This is a genomic window from Mycobacterium sp. TH-M116 (assembly GCF_057473685.1).
The window spans coordinates 1-19,884 of sequence record NZ_JBYCLC010000037.1 but is presented as its reverse complement, the minus strand read 5'-3'; the positions used below and the strand labels follow the sequence as shown (position 1 = coordinate 19,884).

At 68.3% G+C, this 19,884-nt stretch carries 11 protein-coding genes, 1 pseudogene and 1 riboswitch; of the genes and pseudogenes, 7 read left to right on the top strand and 5 right to left on the bottom strand.

Going from position 1 to position 19,884, the window contains the following annotated elements:
• Positions 1-306: hypothetical protein (locus AC2VOK_RS01755; protein WP_428898944.1), on the bottom strand; the 306-nt coding region annotated here is incomplete at its 3' end.
• A 159-nt stretch (positions 307-465) separates the two neighbouring features.
• Here AC2VOK_RS01755 and AC2VOK_RS01750 point away from each other — a divergent pair.
• Positions 466-1,197, top strand: a complete 732-nt coding sequence (locus AC2VOK_RS01750; protein WP_428898943.1) for a GAP family protein — start codon at positions 466-468, stop codon at positions 1,195-1,197.
• Between the two features lie 12 nt (positions 1,198-1,209).
• Here AC2VOK_RS01750 and AC2VOK_RS01745 read toward each other — a convergent pair whose 3' ends face one another.
• From AC2VOK_RS01745 to pks2, 3 genes are read right to left on the bottom strand one after another with little or no spacing between them, the layout of a single operon-like run.
• The gene (locus tag AC2VOK_RS01745) at positions 1,210-2,478 is read right to left on the bottom strand and encodes a glycosyltransferase (protein ID WP_428898942.1); all 1,269 of its coding nucleotides are present in this window, start codon (positions 2,476-2,478) and stop codon (positions 1,210-1,212) included.
• A gap of 50 nt (positions 2,479-2,528) precedes the next feature.
• Positions 2,529-3,974, bottom strand: a complete 1,446-nt coding sequence (locus tag AC2VOK_RS01740; RefSeq protein WP_428898941.1) for a condensation domain-containing protein — start codon at positions 3,972-3,974, stop codon at positions 2,529-2,531.
• 58 nt (positions 3,975-4,032) lie between these two features.
• On the bottom strand, positions 4,033-10,341 hold the full coding sequence (pks2, locus tag AC2VOK_RS01735; protein ID WP_428898940.1) for a sulfolipid-1 biosynthesis phthioceranic/hydroxyphthioceranic acid synthase: 6,309 nt from the start codon (positions 10,339-10,341) through the stop codon (positions 4,033-4,035).
• Positions 10,342-11,283: 942 nt separating this feature from the next.
• Here pks2 and AC2VOK_RS01730 point away from each other — a divergent pair.
• The 6 genes from AC2VOK_RS01730 (at position 11,284) to AC2VOK_RS01705 (ending at position 19,615) form a co-directional block, all read left to right on the top strand.
• Positions 11,284-11,862, top strand: coding sequence for a carboxymuconolactone decarboxylase family protein (locus AC2VOK_RS01730; protein ID WP_428898939.1), 579 nt, complete (start codon positions 11,284-11,286; stop codon positions 11,860-11,862).
• Positions 11,863-11,962: 100 nt separating this feature from the next.
• Entirely contained in the window at positions 11,963-13,087 is a 1,125-nt protein-coding gene (locus AC2VOK_RS01725) for an NAD(P)H-dependent flavin oxidoreductase (protein ID WP_428898938.1), read from the top strand.
• The gene (locus tag AC2VOK_RS01720) at positions 13,084-13,752 is read left to right on the top strand and encodes a TetR/AcrR family transcriptional regulator (RefSeq protein WP_428898937.1); all 669 of its coding nucleotides are present in this window, start codon (positions 13,084-13,086) and stop codon (positions 13,750-13,752) included. The genes AC2VOK_RS01725 and AC2VOK_RS01720 overlap by 4 nt, the downstream gene beginning before the upstream one ends.
• Before the next feature lie 33 nt (positions 13,753-13,785).
• Positions 13,786-13,955, top strand: a riboswitch (M-box (ykoK) riboswitch).
• A 290-nt stretch (positions 13,956-14,245) separates the two neighbouring features.
• A complete protein-coding gene (locus AC2VOK_RS01715) occupies positions 14,246-14,482 on the top strand; it encodes an Rv1535 family protein (protein ID WP_428898945.1) in 237 nt (78 codons plus the stop codon).
• A 250-nt stretch (positions 14,483-14,732) separates the two neighbouring features.
• Positions 14,733-17,885: an isoleucine--tRNA ligase gene (gene ileS, locus AC2VOK_RS01710; protein ID WP_428898936.1), complete on the top strand. Its 3,153-nt coding sequence runs from the start codon at positions 14,733-14,735 to the stop codon at positions 17,883-17,885.
• 32 nt (positions 17,886-17,917) lie between these two features.
• Positions 17,918-19,615: a PE family protein gene (locus AC2VOK_RS01705; RefSeq protein WP_428898935.1), complete on the top strand. Its 1,698-nt coding sequence runs from the start codon at positions 17,918-17,920 to the stop codon at positions 19,613-19,615.
• Positions 19,616-19,641: 26 nt separating this feature from the next.
• Here AC2VOK_RS01705 and AC2VOK_RS01700 read toward each other — a convergent pair.
• A pseudogene (locus AC2VOK_RS01700) lies at positions 19,642-19,884 on the bottom strand (SAM-dependent methyltransferase); the annotation flags it as partial.

Below are 19,884 nucleotides of genomic sequence, written 5' to 3'. Positions count from 1 at the left end.
CTCGTCGGCGGGGGTCAGCCCCTTCTCGTCGGTCAAGATGATCAGTGCTTGGGAGCCGCCGCCGGCTTCGTGGAAGGCCTTTTGCATCTCCCTGCCGGCGACCATCGTCGGGGCGTCATCCGGTAGCGGCTTTTGCTCCTGCTTGGCGGCCTGCACCGGAAGCGGGGGAAAGATCAGTGCCAGGGCGCCGGCGAAGATGATCCAGCTGGCGATGACCACCAGAGGCCGCCGGATGACGAAATCCCCGAGGCGGTCGAACAGCCCCCCGGGTTTGGCCGCCTCATGAGAACCAGTGGGGCGTGACACCCAGACAACACTACAATTCGCTATCGATTCACGTCAGGTGATCGCGATTCGCCGCGATGATCGTGATCATGGCGTGATATTTGCTGATCCGCGGTCGTTCGTCCACCGATTCGCCGGTAGCGCAGTGCCGCGGTCGATCACCACGTAAAATTTCCGCACGTGTGGGGCATAGTGCTGTGGATGGCGCTGGTCACAGCGCCTGACCCGGTGCGCATGGGTATCGCCATCCTGTTGATCTCGCGGCCGCGGCCATTGCTCAATCTGTTCGCGTTCTGGCTCGGTGGCATGACGACGGGCGTCGTGGCGGGCCTGACGGCATTGCTGTTGCTGCGCGACAGTTTGCCGGGCTTCGTTCACCACATGAGGTCGGCGACGGCCGCATTCACCGGCGGGCACAGCCAGGCCGTCATCGGCGTGCTCGTGTTGGCGGTTGCGGCCATTGCGGCAATCGGGGTCGTCCGCAAGCCGGTCCGGGTGCCCGTGTCGGCGGGACATCCGCCCGCTCCGACTCCGCCCCCGAGCACACCGACGGCGCTCTCCCGGCTTGCGGTGCGCGCCCGAAACGCCCTGGGAAGTGGAAATCCCTGGCTGGCATTCGCGATCGGCCTCGGTCAGGCGACACCCCCGGTCCAATATCTGGCGGCGCTGACGGCCATCCTGGCCTCCGGGGCCGCGTTCGGCACGCAACTGGGCGCGGCCGTCACGTTCACCGCCGTGACCCTGGTGCTGGTCGAGATCCCGCTCGTCAGCTACCTGGTGGCCCCGGCGCGCACCGAGGCGATCACGCTGCGGGCCCACCGGTGGATGCGCACCCACAGTCGCCCGATCCTGATCGTCAGCGCCGCAGTGCTGGGTTCGGTCATGGTGGCCGGGGGCATCGGCCTCCACTGACAGTGCCGCCCGCTATCGCGTCGTTCCGCCGGACCCCGCCACGACAAGATGGTGCCGGCGGACCTCGTCCTCGAGCAGGTCGGCGGTGGTGCTCACGCTGACCTTGGCCGGTGTCATGCGGCCGGCGATCTGGCCGGCGCGCGCGACGTAGTCGGGAGCCAGGATCGCGCGCAGGTCTTTGAGCAGTGTCTTTTTGCTGGTTCCCGCGAGGCGCCGCGCCTTGCCGACCTTGAGCGTCGTGACCTGCAGCGCCCAGGCCGGCTGTTCGGCGCCGATCCACAGGACCAGCGTGGGCACGCCGGCCCGCATACCCGCGGCCGTGGTTCCCGCGCCGCCGTGATGGACGACCGCGCGACAGGATCCGAACACGGTCGCATGATTCACCTCACGGACCACCTTGACGTTGTCACGGTGCGCCGCGGCGCCGAAGTCGGTGACCCCGGCGCAGATCAGCGCCCGCTCGCCCAACTGCGCACAGACGTCGCCGATCATCGCGACCGTGGCGGCGGGGGATTCGACGCGCATGCTGCCGAAGCCGAAGTAGATCGGCGGTGTGCCCGCCGCGATCCACGACGCGACCTCGTCGTCGCACGCCGTGGGCTGCTCGAGCGTCAGCTGGCCCACGAAGGGGCGCCGGCTGTTCCATTCATCGGCGAGGCCAGGAAAGTAGACCGCGTCGTAGGCCTGGATCTCCAGCGCTTGGTCGTCGATCATCCTCCTGGCCGAGGAGCGCCACGTCTTGGGCAGGCCCAATGCGCGGCGCTGGGTGTCCTCGGCGTCTTTGGTCATCCACCAGTACATCCCGTACAGCGCCCGCATCGTCGTACGGATCAACGGACCGGGCACATACGGGACGATGTGGCCGTTCACCCGGTGCGGGAAGTGGTGCATCGCGGCCATCGGAATGCCTTGGTATTCGGCGACATTCGCGACGACGCCCTGGTAGGTCTGGCCCGACACGATCACGTCGGCGCCCTCGGTCAGCGACACCAGCGCCGTGCTCATCTCCGCCCAGCCGCGGGTCAGGTACTCCGCACCCGGCCGCAACACGTTGACCGGGTTCTGGACCCGCCAGAAGTGACGGAAAACGTCCTCGTCCAGCTGGGTGTGCGAGTCTGGCCCGTAGGCGACGGCCGACAGCCCGACGGATTCGACGAACCCGATCAGGTTGGGCGGCACCGCCATCCGCACTTCGTGCCCCCGGCGCCGCAACTCCAGAGCGACCGCGGCGCAGGGTTCGACATCGCCACGGGTGCCATGGACAGCCAGGACAGCTTTCATCGCCGGTATCGGTTACCTTGCACGCGTGGGCTTGTGGGGCTTGGCGGGCCTCACCTGGCGGCGCGCACCGGTATCTCGGACAGGCTGCCCGCGACGACCTTGTCGAACGCCGACTTCAGCGCGTCCGTGTAGCGGATCACCGACTCGCGGGCGACCGGATTGTTCGGGAAGGAGACCATGATGGAGACCTCATCGAACAGCCGGAACACCGTCGAGTACATGTAGGCCGGGCTGCGGCCGTCGGTGAACGCGGTCGCGTTCACCCCGTCCAGGGCGGTGGCCACGATCGCGGACAGGGGAGGCAGGCCCGCGTCCATGTAGCTCATCATGGTGAATTGCGGCCCGTGCTTGTGCAGCCACGGGGCGAGTTCGAGCACCTTGTCGAACGGCACGTTCGAGCAGTCCATGTTCGCGTCGAAGGACGCCTGCGCGGCGCGGGCGGTCTCCTCGAACGAGTTGGGGTTGATCGGAACGGTGAACGGCACCACGCCGGTGAACCATCCCACCGTCATGAAATCCGCCGGGCTCTTGCGCTTGTCGGTCGGCGTGAGCCCGTAATAGGTGTCCTCGCCGGACAATTCGTGGTGAGCCAGGGCGGCGCACGCGAACAGGCCGCCGCTGAACCGGGCACCGGCCCGCTGGCACAGAGCCTCGAACTGCGCGGTCTGCTCCGGGCCCAGCAACTGCACCGCGTGCACGTCCCCGCCGCACGGGATCGACTGGTCACCCAGGGGCAGCGGGAAGTCGGGCAGGGTCCCGCCGTTGGCCTCGGCGAACTCGATCCATGTGCGCACCTCGGGGGATTCCAGCGTCATCGACGACACCGTCTTGTGCTCACGCAGGCAGAATTCGTCGTAACTGGCCGCCGGCGGCAGGGTGACCGGCGCCTTGCCCTCCAGGATCGCGGTGTAGTTCATCAAAATCTCGACGTAGAGCCCGGCGATGAGCATCGGGTCGCAGTGCAGGTGGTCGACCACCGCGTACAGCGCGAAGTGTTCGTCGTACTGGATGATGCCGAAGCGGAAGCAGTCCCACTGCAGCGGGTCCGGTGTGGCCATGACGTGGTCATCCCACTCGGACTGGGTCAGCTCACCGTACTTCTTGGCGACGAAGTTGATGTCGCGCGGGTTTTCGATGGTGTGCCGGACGATGTCCTTGGGGCCGTTGTACTCGAACCAGCTGTGGTACGTCGCGTGCCGACGAAGGTGCGCGTTGATCACGTAGGTCATGGCGCGGATGTCGCAGCGGCCGGGAACGTCCCAGGAGCCCATGATCGCCCGCGAGTAGTCGAGCCCCTTCTCCTTGAACTCCACGTAGCCGCGCAGGTGGCCCACCTGCATCGAACTCGGCGGCACCGGACTGACCGGTGCCTGCTGTGCCTTCGCCAGTGACCCGGGAGTCGGCTGCCACGTCACGACCGATCCCCCGTTCAGGTCCCAGTCGTAGGCGTTCCCCACCCGTAGGCTGTCGTGCTCGGTGCCTCCACCTATGAACACGTGTCCCTCCTCTGTTCCCGCTCCTGAAAAACAGGCCACATTGCCGTCCGGATGTTGATCACGCTGGGGCGTCCTCTTTGGGCGCCAGTTTGTCGAAGAGATGATCCGCCAAACCACGCACCGTGGTGATGTCGGCAGATGTGATCCTTACCCCCGTTTGCGATTCGATATGCGTCCGCAACTCCAGGTTGCCCAGGGAGTCGAGGCCGTATTCCGACAGCGGATGATCCACGTCGATGTTGCGACGCAGGATCATCCCGATCTGCTCGGACAGCAGGCGCCGCAGCCGGGTCGGCCACTCCTCGAGCGGCAACTCGGCCAACTCGGCGCGCAGTTTGCTCGAACCCGAACGCTGCTCACCGGCCGTCTTGAACAGCTCGAGGAACTTACTGCGTTCGGCGAAGGACGCGATCCACGGGGTCCCGACGAGCGGGGTGTAGCCCGTGTACGCCCGGTCGTGGCGCAGCAGCGACTCGAACGCGTAGGCGCCCTCGTCCGGTGTGATCGCCGCGCCGCTGCCCTCGGCGAAGTCGGCGCCGCGGCCGATCTCGGCCCAGGCGCCCCACGCGATCGCGGTGGCCGGCAGGCCCTGGGAGCGCCGCCACCCGGCGAAGGCGTCCAGCCAGCTGTTGGCCGCGGCGTAGGCGCCCTGACCCGGCGAACCCAGCAGGGCCGCCGCCGAGGAGAACAGGCAGAACCAGTCCAGCTCCGCTGTCTGGGGCCGGCCGGCGGTGGCCTGGTGCAGGTTCCACGCGCCGTACACCTTGGGCGCCCAGTCGCGGTCGAGCAACTCGTCGGTGATGTTGATCAGCGTGGCGTCCTCCACCACCGCCGCCGCGTGCAACACGCCACGCAGCGGAAGACCTGTGGCCGTCGCCGTGGCCACCAGCCGCTCCGCGGTGTCGGCGTGGGCGATGTCGCCGCATTCCACGATCACGTCAGAACCTATCGCTCGGACGAGTTCGATCGTTTCATGCGCCTTCCGGGTCGGTTCCGAGCGCGAGCTCAGCACGATCCGACCCGCGCCCGCCGCGGCCATCTTCTCGGCCAGGAACAGCCCCAGCCCTCCCAGGCCGCCGGTGATGATGTAGGAGCCGTCACGACGGAACACCGGTGCCTGCTCGGGCGGGAGCACGACGCTGCTGCGCCCGGCCCGCGGGATGTCGAGGATGAGCTTGCCGGTGTGCTCGGCCGCGCTCATCACCCGGATCGCGGTGGCCGCCTCGGCGAGCGGGTAGTGCGTGCTCTCCGGCATCGGCAGCACGCCCTCGGCCGTCAACCGGTACACCGTGCTCAGCAGCTCACTGACCTGATGCGGGTGGCTGACCGACATCAGGCCCAGGTCGACACCCCAGAACGACAGGTTGCGCCGGAAGGGGAACAGGCCCAGCTTGGTGTCGCCGTAGATGTCACGCTTGCCGATCTCGACGAACCGCCCGCCCAGCGCCAGCAGCTTGAGCCCGGCCAGCTGTGCGGCACCGCTCACCGAGTTCAGCACGATGTCTACGCCGTAGCCGCCGGTGTCCGCGCGGATCTGGTCGGCGAACTCGATGCTGCGCGAGTCGTACACATGCTCGATGCCCATGTCGCGCAACAACTGCCGACGCTGCTCGCTGCCGGCGGTGGCGAAGATCTCTGCACCCGCGGCGCGGGCGATCGCGATGGCCGCCTGGCCCACACCGCCGGTTCCGGAGTGGATCAGCACCTTGTCGCCGGCCTTGATGCGGGCCAGGTCGGTCAGGCCGTACCAGGCGGTGGCGTGCGCGGTGGTCACCGCGGCCGCCTGCGCATCCGTCATGCCCTCGGGCAGGGTGGTGGCCAGGTGTGCGTCACAGGTGACGAACGTCGCCCAGCAGCCGTGCGGCGACATGCCGCCGACGTGGTCGCCGACCTTGTGGTTGGTCACGTCGGGTCCGACCGCGGTCACCACGCCGGCGAAGTCGGTGCCCAGCTGAGGCAGGATCCCGTCCAGGCTCTGGTAACGGCCGAAGGCGAGCAGCACGTCGGCGAAGTTGATGCTCGACGCGGTGACCGCCACCTCGATCTGCCCGGAACCCGGTGGGACCCGGTCGAAGGCGGCGAACTCCATGCTCTGCAGGTCGCCCGGCATGCGGATCTGCATGCGCATGCCGTCGCTCTCGTGGACGGCGATGGTGGTCTGGCGTTCCTCGGGCCGCAGCGGCGACGGGCACAGGCGCGCCGTGTACCACTCGTCGTTGCGCCATGCGGTCTCGTCCTCGTCCGGGCCGACCAGCAGCAACTGGCGGACCACCTGCTCGGCGTCGGTGTTCTCGTCGACGTCGATGTGGGTGGTGTGCAGGTGCGGGTGCTCGGCCCCGACGACGCGCAGCAGGCCGCGCAGGCCGCCCTGCTCGAGGTTGGGGCGGTCGTCGGACAGCACCGTCTGCGCGTTGCGGGTCACGACGTACAGCCGTGGCGCCTCACCCTCGATCTCGGGCAGCTCGCGGATGATGCGCACCAGGTGGCGGACGTACTCTCCAGCGGCGACAGCCATGCCGGCGCTTTCGGCACCCTCGCCTGCGGAGGCGCCGTTCTGCGGCGCGGTCAGCAGGACGACGCCGCAGAACCCGCCGTTGCCGAGCTGGCTGCGGAGCCGTTCGGCGGCTGCCGCGTGCTCGGCGTCCTGCGGCCACGACATCGTGGCGCACTCCGTGTCGTGCAGCTTCATCGCGTCGGTGAACGCCGCCACCAGCAGGTCTGCGGCGTCAGAGGTGCTGATCAGCAGCCACGCTCCGGGCTCGGTGGTGGCCACGTCGGGCAGCGACCGCTGTTGCCATTCCACGGTCAGCAGCCGCTCGCTCATCACGCGGGCGCGTTCGCTGCCCGGCGCGGAGCCGGTGCCCATCTGCAGCCCCCGCACCGTCAGCAGGACGGCACCGTGCTTGTCCAGGAGGTCGAGGTCCGCCTCGACGGCGCCGCCGGTCGCCGCGGTCACCCGCGAATAGCAGTAGCGGGCCGTGTGGACCGAGCCGTAGGCGCGCAGCTGGCGCACGCCCAGCGGCAGCAGCAGGCCGCCGTAGCTGGCGTTGGCGACGCTGGGGTGGGCGGCCACCGACTGGAAGCATGCGTCGAGCAGCGCGGGGTGCACGCCGTAGCTGGATTGCTGCGTCCGGATCACGCTGGGCAGCCCGATCTCGGCCAGCACCGTCGTGCCGGTGCCCTCGGCGGTGTGCGCGGCGGCCAGGCCGGTGAATGCCGGACCGTACTGAATGCCGCACAGGTCCATGGCGTCGCGCAGGTCGGCGCCTTCCAGGCGGCTCGGGTGTGCCGCGAGCAGGGCGTCCATGTTCTGGGCCGGCGGCTGCTCCTCCTCGTCGATCACGTCGTAGAGCACCGCGCCGGCGCGCCGCACCTGCATGCCCTCCTCGGTGGTCTCCACCGAGAACGTGAGCAAGCCGGGCGCCTCCGCGGTTGCGGTGAGGCTGACCTGGGTGTCCTCGTCCAGCAGCAGCATCTGCTCGAAGCGGACGTCGCGGACTCCCGCCGTCTCACCGAACACGGTGCGTGCCGCGGCCAGTGCCATCTCGCAGTAGGCCGCGCCCGGCAGGGTGGCCGTTCCGTGGACCTGGTGATCGGCCAGCCAGGGCAGTGCCGCGGTGCCGATCTCGGCCTGCCACACGTGGCGCTCGGGCTCCTCGGGCAGCCGTACGTGCTGACCCATCAGCGGGTGTACCGCGACGCTGGAACGCAGGGCGCGCGAGCTGTGGCCGTCGCGGCTCAGCAGCAGTGTCCGGTGCGTCCAGGACGGCAGCGGCGCGTCCACCAGGTGCCCGCTGGGGTGCAGCACCGAGAAGTCGACGCTGGCGCCGGTGGAGTAGACGTCGCCCACGAAGCCGCGCATGCCGTGGGACAGCGGCTGCTCGCGCCGCATGGCAGCCAGCGCGGCCACCGTCATGTCCAGGCTCTTGGCGGTCTGGTCGACGGCGTGGGTCAGCAGCGGGTGAGGTGCGAGTTCGCCGAACACGCGGTGGCCGTCTTCCATCGCCGCCTGCACCGCCGCGGAGAAGCGCACCGTGTGGCGCAGGTTGTCGACCCAGTAGTTGGCGTCGCAGTACGGTTCCTCGCGGGGGTCGAACGAGGTCGCCGAGTAGTAGGGGACCTCGGGGGTCAACGGCTCGATGTCGGCGAGGACGTCGTAGAGCTCGTCGAGGATCGGGTCCACCTGCGGCGAATGTGACGCCACGTCGACGGCCACCTCGCGGGCCATCACCTCGCGCTGCTCCCAGGCCGCGACCAGCTCGCGCACCGTGCCGGTCGCTCCGCCGATCACGGTGGACTGCGGCGAGGCCACCACGGCCACCACGGCGTCGTCGACGCCGCGGGCCATCAGCTCTGAGAGAACCTGCTGGGCGGGCAGTTCCACCGACGCCATCGCACCGTTACCGGCGATCGTGGTCATCAGCGTGGAACGTCGGCAGATGACCCGCACGCCGTCCTGCAGGGACAGCGCCCCGGCCACCACCGCCGCCGCGGCCTCGCCCATCGAGTGGCCGATGACCGCGCCGGGCGCCACCCCGTAGGACTTCATCGTCGCCGCCAGCGCGACCTGCACGGCGAACAGCGTCGGCTGCACCCGGTCGATGCCGCTCACCTTCTCGGATGCCGTCAGCGCCTCGGTCACCGAGAATCCGGACTCGGCGGCGATCAGAGGCTCCAGCTCGGCGATGGTTGCGGCGAAGACGGGCTCGTGGGCCAGCAGGTCGGTGCCCATCGCCGCCCACTGTGATCCCTGACCGGAGAACACCCAGACGGGGCCCTTGTCGTCCTTGCCGGCGGCCTCCTGGTAGAGAGTGTCGCCCGCGGCGACCTCACGCAGCGCCTCGACCAGTTCCGAAGTGGTGTCGGCCAGCACGGCCGTCCGCACGGGGCGGTGCCCACGCCGATGGGACAGGGTGTAGGCCACATCCGCCATGGTCAGCTCCGACGCGTGCGCGTCGATCCAGTCCGCGAGCCGCCCGGCGGTGTCCCGCAGCGCCTCGGCCGACGACGCCGACAGCGGGAAGAGCAGAGCGCCCTCGCGCCCGGTGGCGATCGTCGCCCCGTTGCGCAACACGGTCCCGGGGGCCTGTTCCACGATGGCGTGCACGTTCGTGCCCGACAGGCCGTACGCCGACACCGCGGCGCGGCGCGGATTGACGTCGTTCGCCGGCCACGGTGTGGTCTCCTGCGGCACGAACAGCCCGGTTCGGATCTGGGCAATCTCCTCGGGCAGGGCCTCGAAGTGCAGGTTCTTCGGCACGATGCCGTGCTGGACGGCGAGCACGGCCTTCATCAGCCCCAGCGCGCCGGCCGCGGCCTGCGTGTGCCCGAAGTTGGTTTTCGAGGCGCCCAGGACGCACGGGCGGTCCACGCCGTACACCTCGGCGAGGCTCGCGTACTCGATCGGGTCGCCGACCGGTGTGCCGGTGCCGTGGGCCTCCACCAGGCCGACCGTCTTGGGGTCCACGCCGGACGCCGCCAAAGCCGCGCGGTACACCGCGGCCTGGGCGTCGCCCGACGGCATCGTGATGTTCGTGGTGTGGCCGTCCTGGTTGGCGGCCGTGCCACGGATCACGGCCAGCACCCGGTCGCCGTCGCGCTGCGCGTCGGCCAGGCGCTTGAGCAGCAGTACCACGCAACCCTCGCCGGTGACGAAGCCGTCCGCCTTGGTGTCGAACGCGTGGCAGTGTCCGGTCCCCGACAGCATGCCCCCGGCCGAGGCGGAAGCCGACCTGCGTGGTTCCAGCATCACGTTGACGCCGCCCGCGAAGGCCATCTCGCTCTCGCCGTCGGCGAGGCTGCGGCAGGCCTGGTGTATGGCGAACAGACCCGACGAACAGGCGGTGTCGATGGTCGTCGCCGGCCCGCTCAGGCCCAGCGCGTAGGCGATCCGCCCGGAGGCCATGCAGGAGATGGTGCCCGGGTTTCCGTACGGTCCGTCGAAGGCGTCGGTGGCGGCGTGCACGAATAGGTAGTCGGCGTAGTTCACTCCGACGAAGACGCCGGTGGCCTCGGCGATCGTGGCCTTGGTGAGGCCGGCGTGCTCCATGGCCTCCCACGCGGTCTCCATCAGCAGTCGGTGCTGCGGATCCATCGCGGTCGCTTCTTTTTCGGAGATGCCGAAGAACTCGGGATCGAAATCGCCGACCTCGTCGAGGAACGCGCCCCACTTGCACACCGAACGTCCGGGCACACCCGGTTCCGGGTCGTAGTAGTAGTCGACGTCCCAACGGTCGGCTGGAATCTCCACGACCATGTCGTCGCCGCGCAACAATGCTTCCCAGAAGAGGTCAGGGGAGTTGATGCCCCCCGGCAGCCGGCATCCCATGCCAATCACAGCTACCGGAGTAACGCCTGCCCTATCCACTGTCCTTCACCTCTCCTTGCCTATCCGCAGTTCTTATCACTGCCGAACGCTGTTATCAGCGCTTTGGGAAATATCGTTGGATTATCGGTACCGGCTCTGAACATCACAGTGCCGCACAAACAACCCGTCGACCCCCACGGGGGAAGCCGTGCGTAAGACCTTGGCGCGACCTGAAGCCTAGCGGTTCCGATTCACCTGCACGGGAAAAATCGTTCGAACGTACAAAAATTTTACAAACCTTAGGTACATCTCAAGCTGACCGACGGGCGTGACTGACTTATCGGTCATGAGGAGATCTCGACCCCGACATCCATCCTGGTTGTTGCGAAACCGCTGCTAGAGACGGTGTGCGCCAACGTCGTCCGGCATTCGGGGGTTCAGGCAGCGGTGCGGCGGCTGAGTGTGACAGCGGTACGGCCCTCCGTCTCTGGGTGGTCGCACTCCTCGGGGAGCGCACGTCGATGTAATAGGGGACTACCGAATCGGCGATGCTCGGCCGAGTCGTGATCGGGGTGCCGTGGCGTCCCGTGTCCGGGGCCCGTCGAGTCCCGGGCGAGCTTCGGTTCGGCGCCTCGAGCAGCTGCGCCAGTGGGACCCGACCGCGCGATGATAGGCGTTTCGAAGAATCGGCGCGGGCAATTCGACGAATTGATATGCACAAGTGACGCATTACACATCAATGCTTGTCGCGCCGTCGTTACCGAGCGTTACTATGCAGATGTTTAATTATTCGCCCAACTGTCCACTGGGCGGGTGCCGGGCCAGACGTGGCGAACTGAACGCGTCAACGTTGTCCCACCCGGATGCCCGGCAATGTTACGGGGTGACACGGTTTTCCTGCACGGCGGGGTGAATTCCGTCGCTGCGCCCGGCGTCGGCCTGCTCGATACCATGGCCGGTGAGTTCAACCGAACACGGCCAGCACGACGGAGTGTGTACGCCATGACGACAGCCCGGGTGCCCAGACTGCCGCTCGACGAAGCCAAGGCCGCCGCGGACGAAGCGGCCGTGCCCGACTACATGGCGGAGTTGAGCATCTTCCAGGTGCTGCTCAACCATCCGCCCCTGGCGCGCGCGATCAACGACCTGCTCGCCACGATGCTCTGGCATGGCGACCTCGATCCGCGGCTGCGCGAGCTGGCGATCATGCGGATCGGCTGGCTCACCGCGTGCGACTACGAGTGGACGCAGCACTGGCGTGTCGCCTTCCGGCTCGGCGTGCCTGTCGAGGACCTGGTCGGGGTGCGCGACTGGCGGCGCCACGGGGCCTTCGGGCCCGCGGAGCGTGCGGTGCTGGCGGCCACCGACGACGTGGTGCGCGACGGTGCCGTCAGTGCGGAAAGCTGGGCGGCGTGCCTGTGCGAATTGGGTGGCAACACAAGGGTTCTGGTCGAACTCGTGACCGCGATCGGGGCGTGGCGGATGATCGCGTCGATCTTGCACAGCCTCGAAGTCCCCTTGGAGCAGGGCGTTTCGAGCTGGCCCCCGGACGGTCGGGCACCCGCGCCGAGCGCGTCGTGACGCTCGGCATCCCGGGCGCTTCCCGGTCGCGGTGATATGCGCGCCGAGGCCCTGCGCACGACAGATTGACTTATCAGTCACTAAATCTTAACGTCGGCGAATGCGAACCAGGGTCGCCGAACTTCTCGGCGTGGAGTTCCCGATCTGCGCCTTCAGTCACTGCCGCGATGTCGTGGCCGCAGTGACCAACGCGGGCGGATTCGGGGTGCTCGGAGCCGTCGCGCACAGTCCGCAGCGACTGCGCAGCGAGCTGACCTGGATCGAGGAACAGACGGGCGGCAAGCCGTTCGGTGTGGACCTGCTGTTGCCGCCCAGGTATGTCGGTTCCGAGCGGGGCGGGATCGATGCCGCACAGGTCCGGCACCTCGTGCCCGAGGAGCACCGTGCCTTCGTCGACGACCTGCTCGCCCGCTACGGCGTCGCGGCGTCCGACGAACAGACGCGCACGCCCTCGGGCGGGCTCAACATCTCTCCCAAGGGTTACGAGCCGCTGCTCGACGTGGCCTTCGCCCACGACATCAGGCTGATCGCCAGCGCGCTCGGGCCGCCCCCGTCCGACCTCGTCGAGCGCGCCCACGACAACAACGTGCTGGTCGCCGCGCTGGCCGGGACCACCGTCCACGCGCGGCGGCATGTCGCGGCGGGGGTGGACCTGGTCGTCGCGCAGGGTACCGAGGCGGGCGGTCACACCGGTGAGGTGGCGACGATGGTGCTGGTGCCCGAAGTGGTGGACGCCGTCGCGCCGGTTCCGGTGCTGGCGGCCGGGGGCATCGCCCGGGGTCGCCAGGTCGCCGCGGCCCTGGCCCTCGGGGCCGAGGGCGTCTGGTGCGGGTCGGTGTGGCTGACCACCGAGGAGGCCGAGACGGTTCCCGCGGTCAAGGAGAAGTTCCTGGCGGCCGGCTCCTCGGACACGGTGCGGTCGCGGTCGCTGACCGGGAAGCCGGCACGGATGCTGCGCACCGCCTGGACGGACGAATGGGAACGCCCGGACAGCCCGGCCCCGCTCGGCATGCCGCTGCAGAGCGCCTTGATCACCGAGCCGCAGATACGCATCAACAAGGCCGCTATCCATCCCGACGCCAAGGCCCGCGAGCTGGCCACGTACTTCGTCGGCCAGGTCGTCGGATCGCTCGATCGGGTCCGGCCGACGCGTGCGGTCGTCCTCGACATGGTCGAGGAGTTCATCGACACCGTCGGGCGCCTCGAGAGCCTGGTCGAGGAGTGAGCAGCGGCGTCCGCCGTCGCCGCGCGGTCACCGACGAGGACAAATCCCAGCGGCGTGACCAGATTGTGGCGGCAGCCAAGGAAGTGTTCGCGCACAAAGGATTTCACGCGACCACGATCGCCGACATCGCCAAGCGGGCGAACCTGGCCTACGGCTCGGTCTATTGGTACTTCGACTCCAAAGATGAGCTGTTCCATGCACTGATGGCGGCCGAGGAGAGTGCGCTGCGCGGGCACGTCGGCGCCGCACTGGCCGCGGCCGAAGCCCGAAACGGCGGACATCAGGCGCCGCTGCGGGCAACACTGCACACCGCCGCGCAGGCGACGTTGGAGTTCTTCGAGGTCGACAAGACCACCGTCAAGCTGTTGTTGCGTGACCCCTACGCGCTCGGCGAGAGATTCGAGAAACACCTGGGCGGCATCTACGAGCGGTTCGTCGACGGCATCGAAGGCGTCGTTGTCGCGGCGCAGGGGAGCGGCGAGGTGGTTGCCGCCCCGCCCCGGATGGTGGCCTACACGCTGGCCGCGCTGGTGGGCCAGCTCGCGCAGCGGCGGCTGAGCACCGACGACGGCGTCACCGCTGCCCAGGTTGCCGACTTCGTCGTGGCGCTGGTGTTCGACGGGTTGCGTCCGCGTGGACCGACAGGCCCGGCGCCGGGAATTTGACCGTGTCCTACCCGTCGTGCATCATCGGAAATGTATGCACCTCGTTAGGTGAGGCGGCTACACGAATACAGGCCACTGACCCCGAACGTCGAAAGACGCCCCGGGTCAGGACAGCTCCTCCCGGCTTAAGGGTTGAGCCCAGGTGGCTTCCGGGGAACCGGACACGTCGTGTGGTGTCAAAACTCTGACGAGAGGGGTGCTGGTCTCCGACGTTCGTCGGTTTCTGCACTCCATGCGTGCACGCTGTTCGTGCGGGTGGTCCGTGCGAGTCGTGAGCGTTGAGGAGGTGAGGGACGCATGAGTTCCAGCGATAGTCCGGGTCGAAGTCCGAACTTCGTCTCGTCCCGATCCGTTCTCCGGCACGACTTCCTCGGCTGAGGTTCTCGCAGCGCCGATCGGCTTGCCCGACAGGCTTTCTGGGGTCGGAACCACTTCGGGATGGGACGCGTCAGTCCAGTTAACTCCCGTTGTGGAAGTCCTCCAGGAGGCGATGATGACCGCAGTCCTCTACGACGAAGTGGCGCGCCCTGCGCCTGTCCGCGCGTTGACAGTGGTGCGCGACACCGATGCGGTCGTGGCGTCCGAGCGTGCGAAGCCGGCGCGCCGGCCCGACAGCCGGCCGTTCGGCGGGGACCCCCTGGTCGACGGTGCGGCCCGCCTGCTGAGCGTCCCGCTGCGGCACCTGTACGCGGCGCTGTGGCGCGTCGGCGTGCTCGAAGTCCGGGCCTGAGCCCCTCGGGTCGCACCCGCATGCGCGGTGCATGAGTAGAATCGTCGCAACGGCACCGATCCGGCCATCACCGGGGAGTCTTCGGAAGAACGGCCATCCCGGCCCAGTAGAACCGAACGGGTAGGCCCGTCACAGCCTTTCAATGAGCGGCCACGCGAAAGTGCGGCAAGCGGGGTGGTACCGCGGCGCTCGCGCACCCAGCGCGTCGTCGTCCCTGTGACAGCATGTGGCACAGGAGACGACGCGCGACGTGACCGACAAGGCTTATCCCAAACTGGCCGTCGGGGCGCCCGACTTTCCGGCGCTCGAACTCGAGGTTCTCGACTTCTGGGACCGCGACGACACCTTCCGCGCCAGCATCGCCCGCCGCGACGGCGCCCCGGAATACGTCTTCTACGACGGGCCGCCGTTCGCCAACGGGCTGCCGCACTACGGGCACCTGCTCACCGGATACGTCAAAGACATCGTCCCGCGGTATCGCACCATGCGCGGCTACAAGGTCGAACGCCGCTTCGGCTGGGACACCCACGGGCTGCCCGCCGAACTGGAAGTCGAGCGCCAGCTCGGCATCACCGACAAATCGCAGATCGACGCGATGGGCATCGCCGCGTTCAACGAGGCCTGCCGGGAGTCGGTGCTGCGCTACACCGACGAATGGCAGGCCTACGTCACCCGGCAGGGCCGCTGGGTGGATTTCGGCAACGACTACAAGACGCTCGACCTGCCCTACATGGAGTCGGTGATCTGGGCGTTCAAGCAGCTGTGGGACAAGGGTCTGGCCTACGAGGGCTACCGGGTGCTGCCGTACTGCTGGCGCGACGAGACCCCGTTGTCCAACCACGAATTGCGGATGGACGACGACGTCTACCAAAGCCGCCAGGACCCCGCCGTCACGGTGGGCTTCCCGGTGGCCGGCGGCGACCTCGACGGGGCCTACCTGCTGGTGTGGACGACCACGCCGTGGACCCTGCCGTCGAACCTGGCGGTCGCGGTCAACCCGGACGTGACCTACGTGGTCGTCAGGGCCGACGATCGGCGTTACGTGCTGGCCGAGGCGCGACTGGGCGCCTACGCGCGCGAATTGGGCCGCGAAGTGGGCCGCGAAGTGGGCGAGGAGCCCGAGATCCTGGGCACCTGCCGGGGCGCGGACCTGCTCGGCGTGCGCTACCTGCCGCCGTTCCCGTATTTCATGGACCCAGAACCGGGGCGAGCCAATGCATTTCAGGTGCTCCCGGGCGAGTTCGTGACCACCGAGGACGGCACCGGCATCGTGCACATGGCGCCGGCCTACGGCGAGGACGACATGGCGGTTTGCGAGGCAGCCGGCATCGTGCCGGTCACCCCGGTCGACTCCAAGGGCCGCTTCGACGCAGCGGTCCCGGACTACCAGGGGCAGCACGTCTTCGACGCCAACGCGCAGATCATCCGGGACCTGAAGAACGGCACCGGCCCGGCCGCGGCCAACGGCCCGGTGCTGCTGCGCCACGAAACCTACGAGCACCCCTACCCGCACTGCTGGCGGTGCCGCAACCCGCTGATCTATCGGGCGGTGTCGTCCTGGTTCGTCTCGGTCACCGAGTTCCGGGACCGCATGGTGGAGCTCAACCAGCAGATCACCTGGTACCCCGAACACGTCAAGGACGGCCAGTTCGGCAAGTGGCTCCAAGGTGCCCGCGACTGGTCGATCTCGCGAAACCGCTACTGGGGCACGCCGATCCCAGTGTGGAAATCCGACGACCCAGCCTATCCCCGCATCGACGTCTACGGCAGCCTCGACGAGCTGGAGCGCGACTTCGGGGTGCGCCCGGACAACCTGCACCGGCCCTGCATCGACGAGCTCACCCGGCCCAACCCCGACGACCCGACCGGTCAGAGCACCATGCGGCGCATTTCCGACGTGCTCGACGTGTGGTTCGACTCGGGGTCGATGCCCTACGCGCAGCTGCACTACCCGTTCGAGAACGCGGAGTGGTTCCAGACGCACTACCCGGGTGACTTCATCGTCGAGTACATCGGGCAGACGCGGGGCTGGTTCTACACGCTGCATGTGCTGGCCACCGCGCTGTTCGACCGCCCGGCGTTCAAAACCTGTGTGGCGCACGGCATCGTGCTGGGGTCCGACGGTCAGAAGATGAGCAAGTCGCTGCGCAACTACCCCGACGTCACCGAGGTGTTCGACCGCGACGGCTCCGACGCCATGCGCTGGTTCCTGATGGCCTCGCCCATTCTGCGCGGCGGCAACCTGATCGTCACCGAGCAGGGCATCCGCGAGGGCGTCCGGCAGGTGCTGTTGCCGCTGTGGAACGCCTACAGCTTCCTGGCGCTCTACGCGCCCAAAGTGGGTACCTGGCGCACCGACTCGGCGCACGTGCTGGACCGCTACATCCTGGCCAAGCTTGCGGTCCTGCGCGAGGATCTCACCGCGGAGATGGAGTCCTGCGACATTTCGCGGGCCTGCGAGCATCTGCGCCAATTCACCGAAGCGTTGACGAACTGGTATGTGCGACGGTCACGTTCGCGGTTCTGGGCGGAGGACCCCGACGCCGTCGACACCCTGCACACCGTGCTGGAGGTGACCTCGAGGCTGTCGGCTCCGCTGCTGCCGTCGGTCACCGAGATCATCTGGCGCGGTCTGACCGGCGGGCGGTCGGTGCACCTGACGGACTGGCCGGACGCGGGCGTCGTGCCCGCCGATGCGGACTTGGTGGCCGCGATGGACGCGGTCCGTGACGTGTGCTCGGCGGCGTCCTCGCTGCGCAAGGCCAAGAAACTTCGGGTCCGGCTGCCGCTGTCGAAACTAACTGTGGCAGTAGAGAACCCGCAACGGCTTGAACCTTTTGCCGGGCTGATCGCCGACGAGCTCAACGTCAAGGCGGTCGAGCTGACCGATGCCATCGACACCTACGGCCGTTTCGAGCTGACCGTGAACGCCCGGGCGGCCGGGCCGCGGCTGGGCAAGGACGTGCAGGCCGCGATCAAGGCGGTCAAGGCCGGTGACGGCGTCGTCAACCCGGACGGCACCCTGACCGCCGGGCCGGCGCTGCTGCAACCGGGGGAGTACAGCTCACGGTTGGTGGCCGCCGACCCGGACTTCACCGCGGCGCTGCCCGACGGGGCCGGTCTGGTGGTGCTGGACGGCACGGTGACCCCCGAGCTGGAGGCCGAGGGCTGGGCCAAGGACCGCATCCGCGAGTTGCAGGAGTTGCGCAAGTCGACCGGCCTGGACGTTTCCGACCGCATCGCCGTGGTGATGTCGGTGCCCGCGCAGCGCCTCGATTGGGCAACGACGCATCGCGACCTGATCGCCGGCGAAATCCTGGCCACCAGTTTCGAATTCGGCGCGCCCGGACCGGACGCCGTCGCGATCGGCGACGGCGTCCTGGTGAGTCTGAGCCGCAATTGACGTTGTGCGGACACTGTGTGAGAGGAGAGGCGATGTCGTATCTGGTTGCGGGCCCGGATCTGATGGCGGTGGCGGCGGCGAATCTGGAGCGGGTGGGTACTGCGCTCACCGAGGCGACTGCGGCCGCGGCGGCTCCGACGGCCGCGGTGGCGCCCGCCGGCGCCGATGAGGTGTCGCGGGCCGTCGCGGCACTGTTCTCCCGCGTCGGGCAGGTCCACCAGGCGCTCAGTGCGGGGGCAGCGGCGTTGCACGGGGAGTTCGTGCAGACTCTGACCGCGGCGGCCGATGCCTACGCGGGCGCCGAGGCCGCCGTTGCCGCGACCCTGCAAAGCGCCGGCAACGCCGTCGCTCTGTCCGCGGCACCTGCGAACCCCGCCGGCGCGGTGGCGCTCATCATGGGGCCCAGCGGCATCCCCGTACCGCCCGGCACCTACCTGCGGGCCGTGAACGACTTGTATGTCCAGCTGCTCGATGCGGGTGCCACCCCGGTGTCGTTGACGACGCCCGAGGGGCTCTATCCCATCACCGGCGTCAACAGCCTGCGCTTCGACACGTCGTTGACACAGGGCGTGGCCACGCTGTACTCGGCGATCTTGCACCAGATTTCCGTCGGCAACCACGTCGACGTGTTCGGCTACTCGCAAAGCTCGACCTTGTCCTCGCTGGTGATGTCGCAGCTCGCGGCAGATCACGTGCCGTCCGGCGATGTGTCCTTCATCCTCGTGGGCGACCCGAACAATCCCAACGGGGGCTTTCTGGAACGCTTTGTCGGAGGGTTCGTTCCCAGCCTCGGCCTGACGTCCACCGGCGCGACCCCGAGCGACCTGTATCCGACCACGGTGTACACCAGCGAGTACGACGGATTCGCCGATTTCCCGCAATATCCGATCGATTTGCTGTCCGACCTGAATGCCTACGCAGGCATGCTTCTCATTCACACCACGTACGGCAGCCTCACTGCGCAACAGATTTCCAGCGCCACCGATCTGGGCACCTACGGCGACACCACCTACTACATGCTCCCCAACAACAACCTGCCGCTGCTGGACCCGCTGCGGTGGATCCCGTTCGGCAATCCGCTGGCGGACCTGATACAACCCGATCTCAAAGTTCTGGTCGATCTCGGTTATGGCAGCACGACCCAGGGTTACTCGCCCGGCGCGCCCAACGTGCCGACACCGTTCGGGCTCTACCCGACCAACGTCAGCCCGGCCGACGTCTTGTCCGCGCTGGCCCAAGGGGTACCGCAGGGAGTCGCCAAGGCCGTCTCCGATATACAGACCGGACAGTTGACGAATTACTCGTCGTTGCAAGGGTTTTACGACGGTGTGTACACGTTCGGCCTCATTCCCAGCGAACACCCGACGTTGGCTCAGTTGCTGGGCGCGGGGGCCACGTACTTCAACGCGGACGTCCCCACCACCCCGATCACGCTGACCTCCTCGCCCACGGAAGTCGGCAACATTCTCGCCGGCGTGGTTTCCACGGACGTTTCCGTCACGCTTCCGGTGGTGGACACCGCTCTGGCCGCGTTCACCTCCCTGCCCAACTACGATGACAGCTTGTTCCTGACCAACCTTGCGGCCGGCAACCTTGTGGCCGCCATCGGCGACCCGATCGCGGCTGACACGGCGCTGATCCCGTTCATCCTCGGGATCGGTGGTCTCGCCCCGGTCGGCGAGGCCCTCGTGACGACCGGTTACGACCTGCTCGGAGGCCTGCTTGCGTGAGGCGCGCGGTGGGTCGTGCTTCGCAGCTAGCCCTTGCGGGCGCGCCAGCGCAGCCGGCCACCTCGAACGTCCACGCGGACGCCACCGAATCCATTCGCCCGCAAGCGATCCGGAAGTGTCTTCGGCGGGATCGGGTTGCACGTGTCGTGAACGTGCAGCATCCGGAAGCGCAGCGAGGAGATGCTGTCGCTGCCGGCGAACACGCCGCCGGGCCGCAGCACCCGAAAAGCCTCGGCGAACAGCCGGTCCTGCAGTTCGGCGGTCGGCAC

Coding starts and splice junctions, on each gene's coding strand:
- AC2VOK_RS01730 (WP_428898939.1), top strand. CDS start 11,284: ATGACGACAGCCCGGGTGCCCAGACTGCCGCTCGACGAAGCCAAGGCC.
- AC2VOK_RS01715 (WP_428898945.1), top strand. CDS start 14,246: ATGACCGCAGTCCTCTACGACGAAGTGGCGCGCCCTGCGCCTGTCCGC.
- AC2VOK_RS01725 (WP_428898938.1), top strand. CDS start 11,963: ATGCGAACCAGGGTCGCCGAACTTCTCGGCGTGGAGTTCCCGATCTGC.
- AC2VOK_RS01705 (WP_428898935.1), top strand. CDS start 17,918: ATGTCGTATCTGGTTGCGGGCCCGGATCTGATGGCGGTGGCGGCGGCG.
- AC2VOK_RS01745 (WP_428898942.1), bottom strand. CDS start 2,478: ATGAAAGCTGTCCTGGCTGTCCATGGCACCCGTGGCGATGTCGAACCC.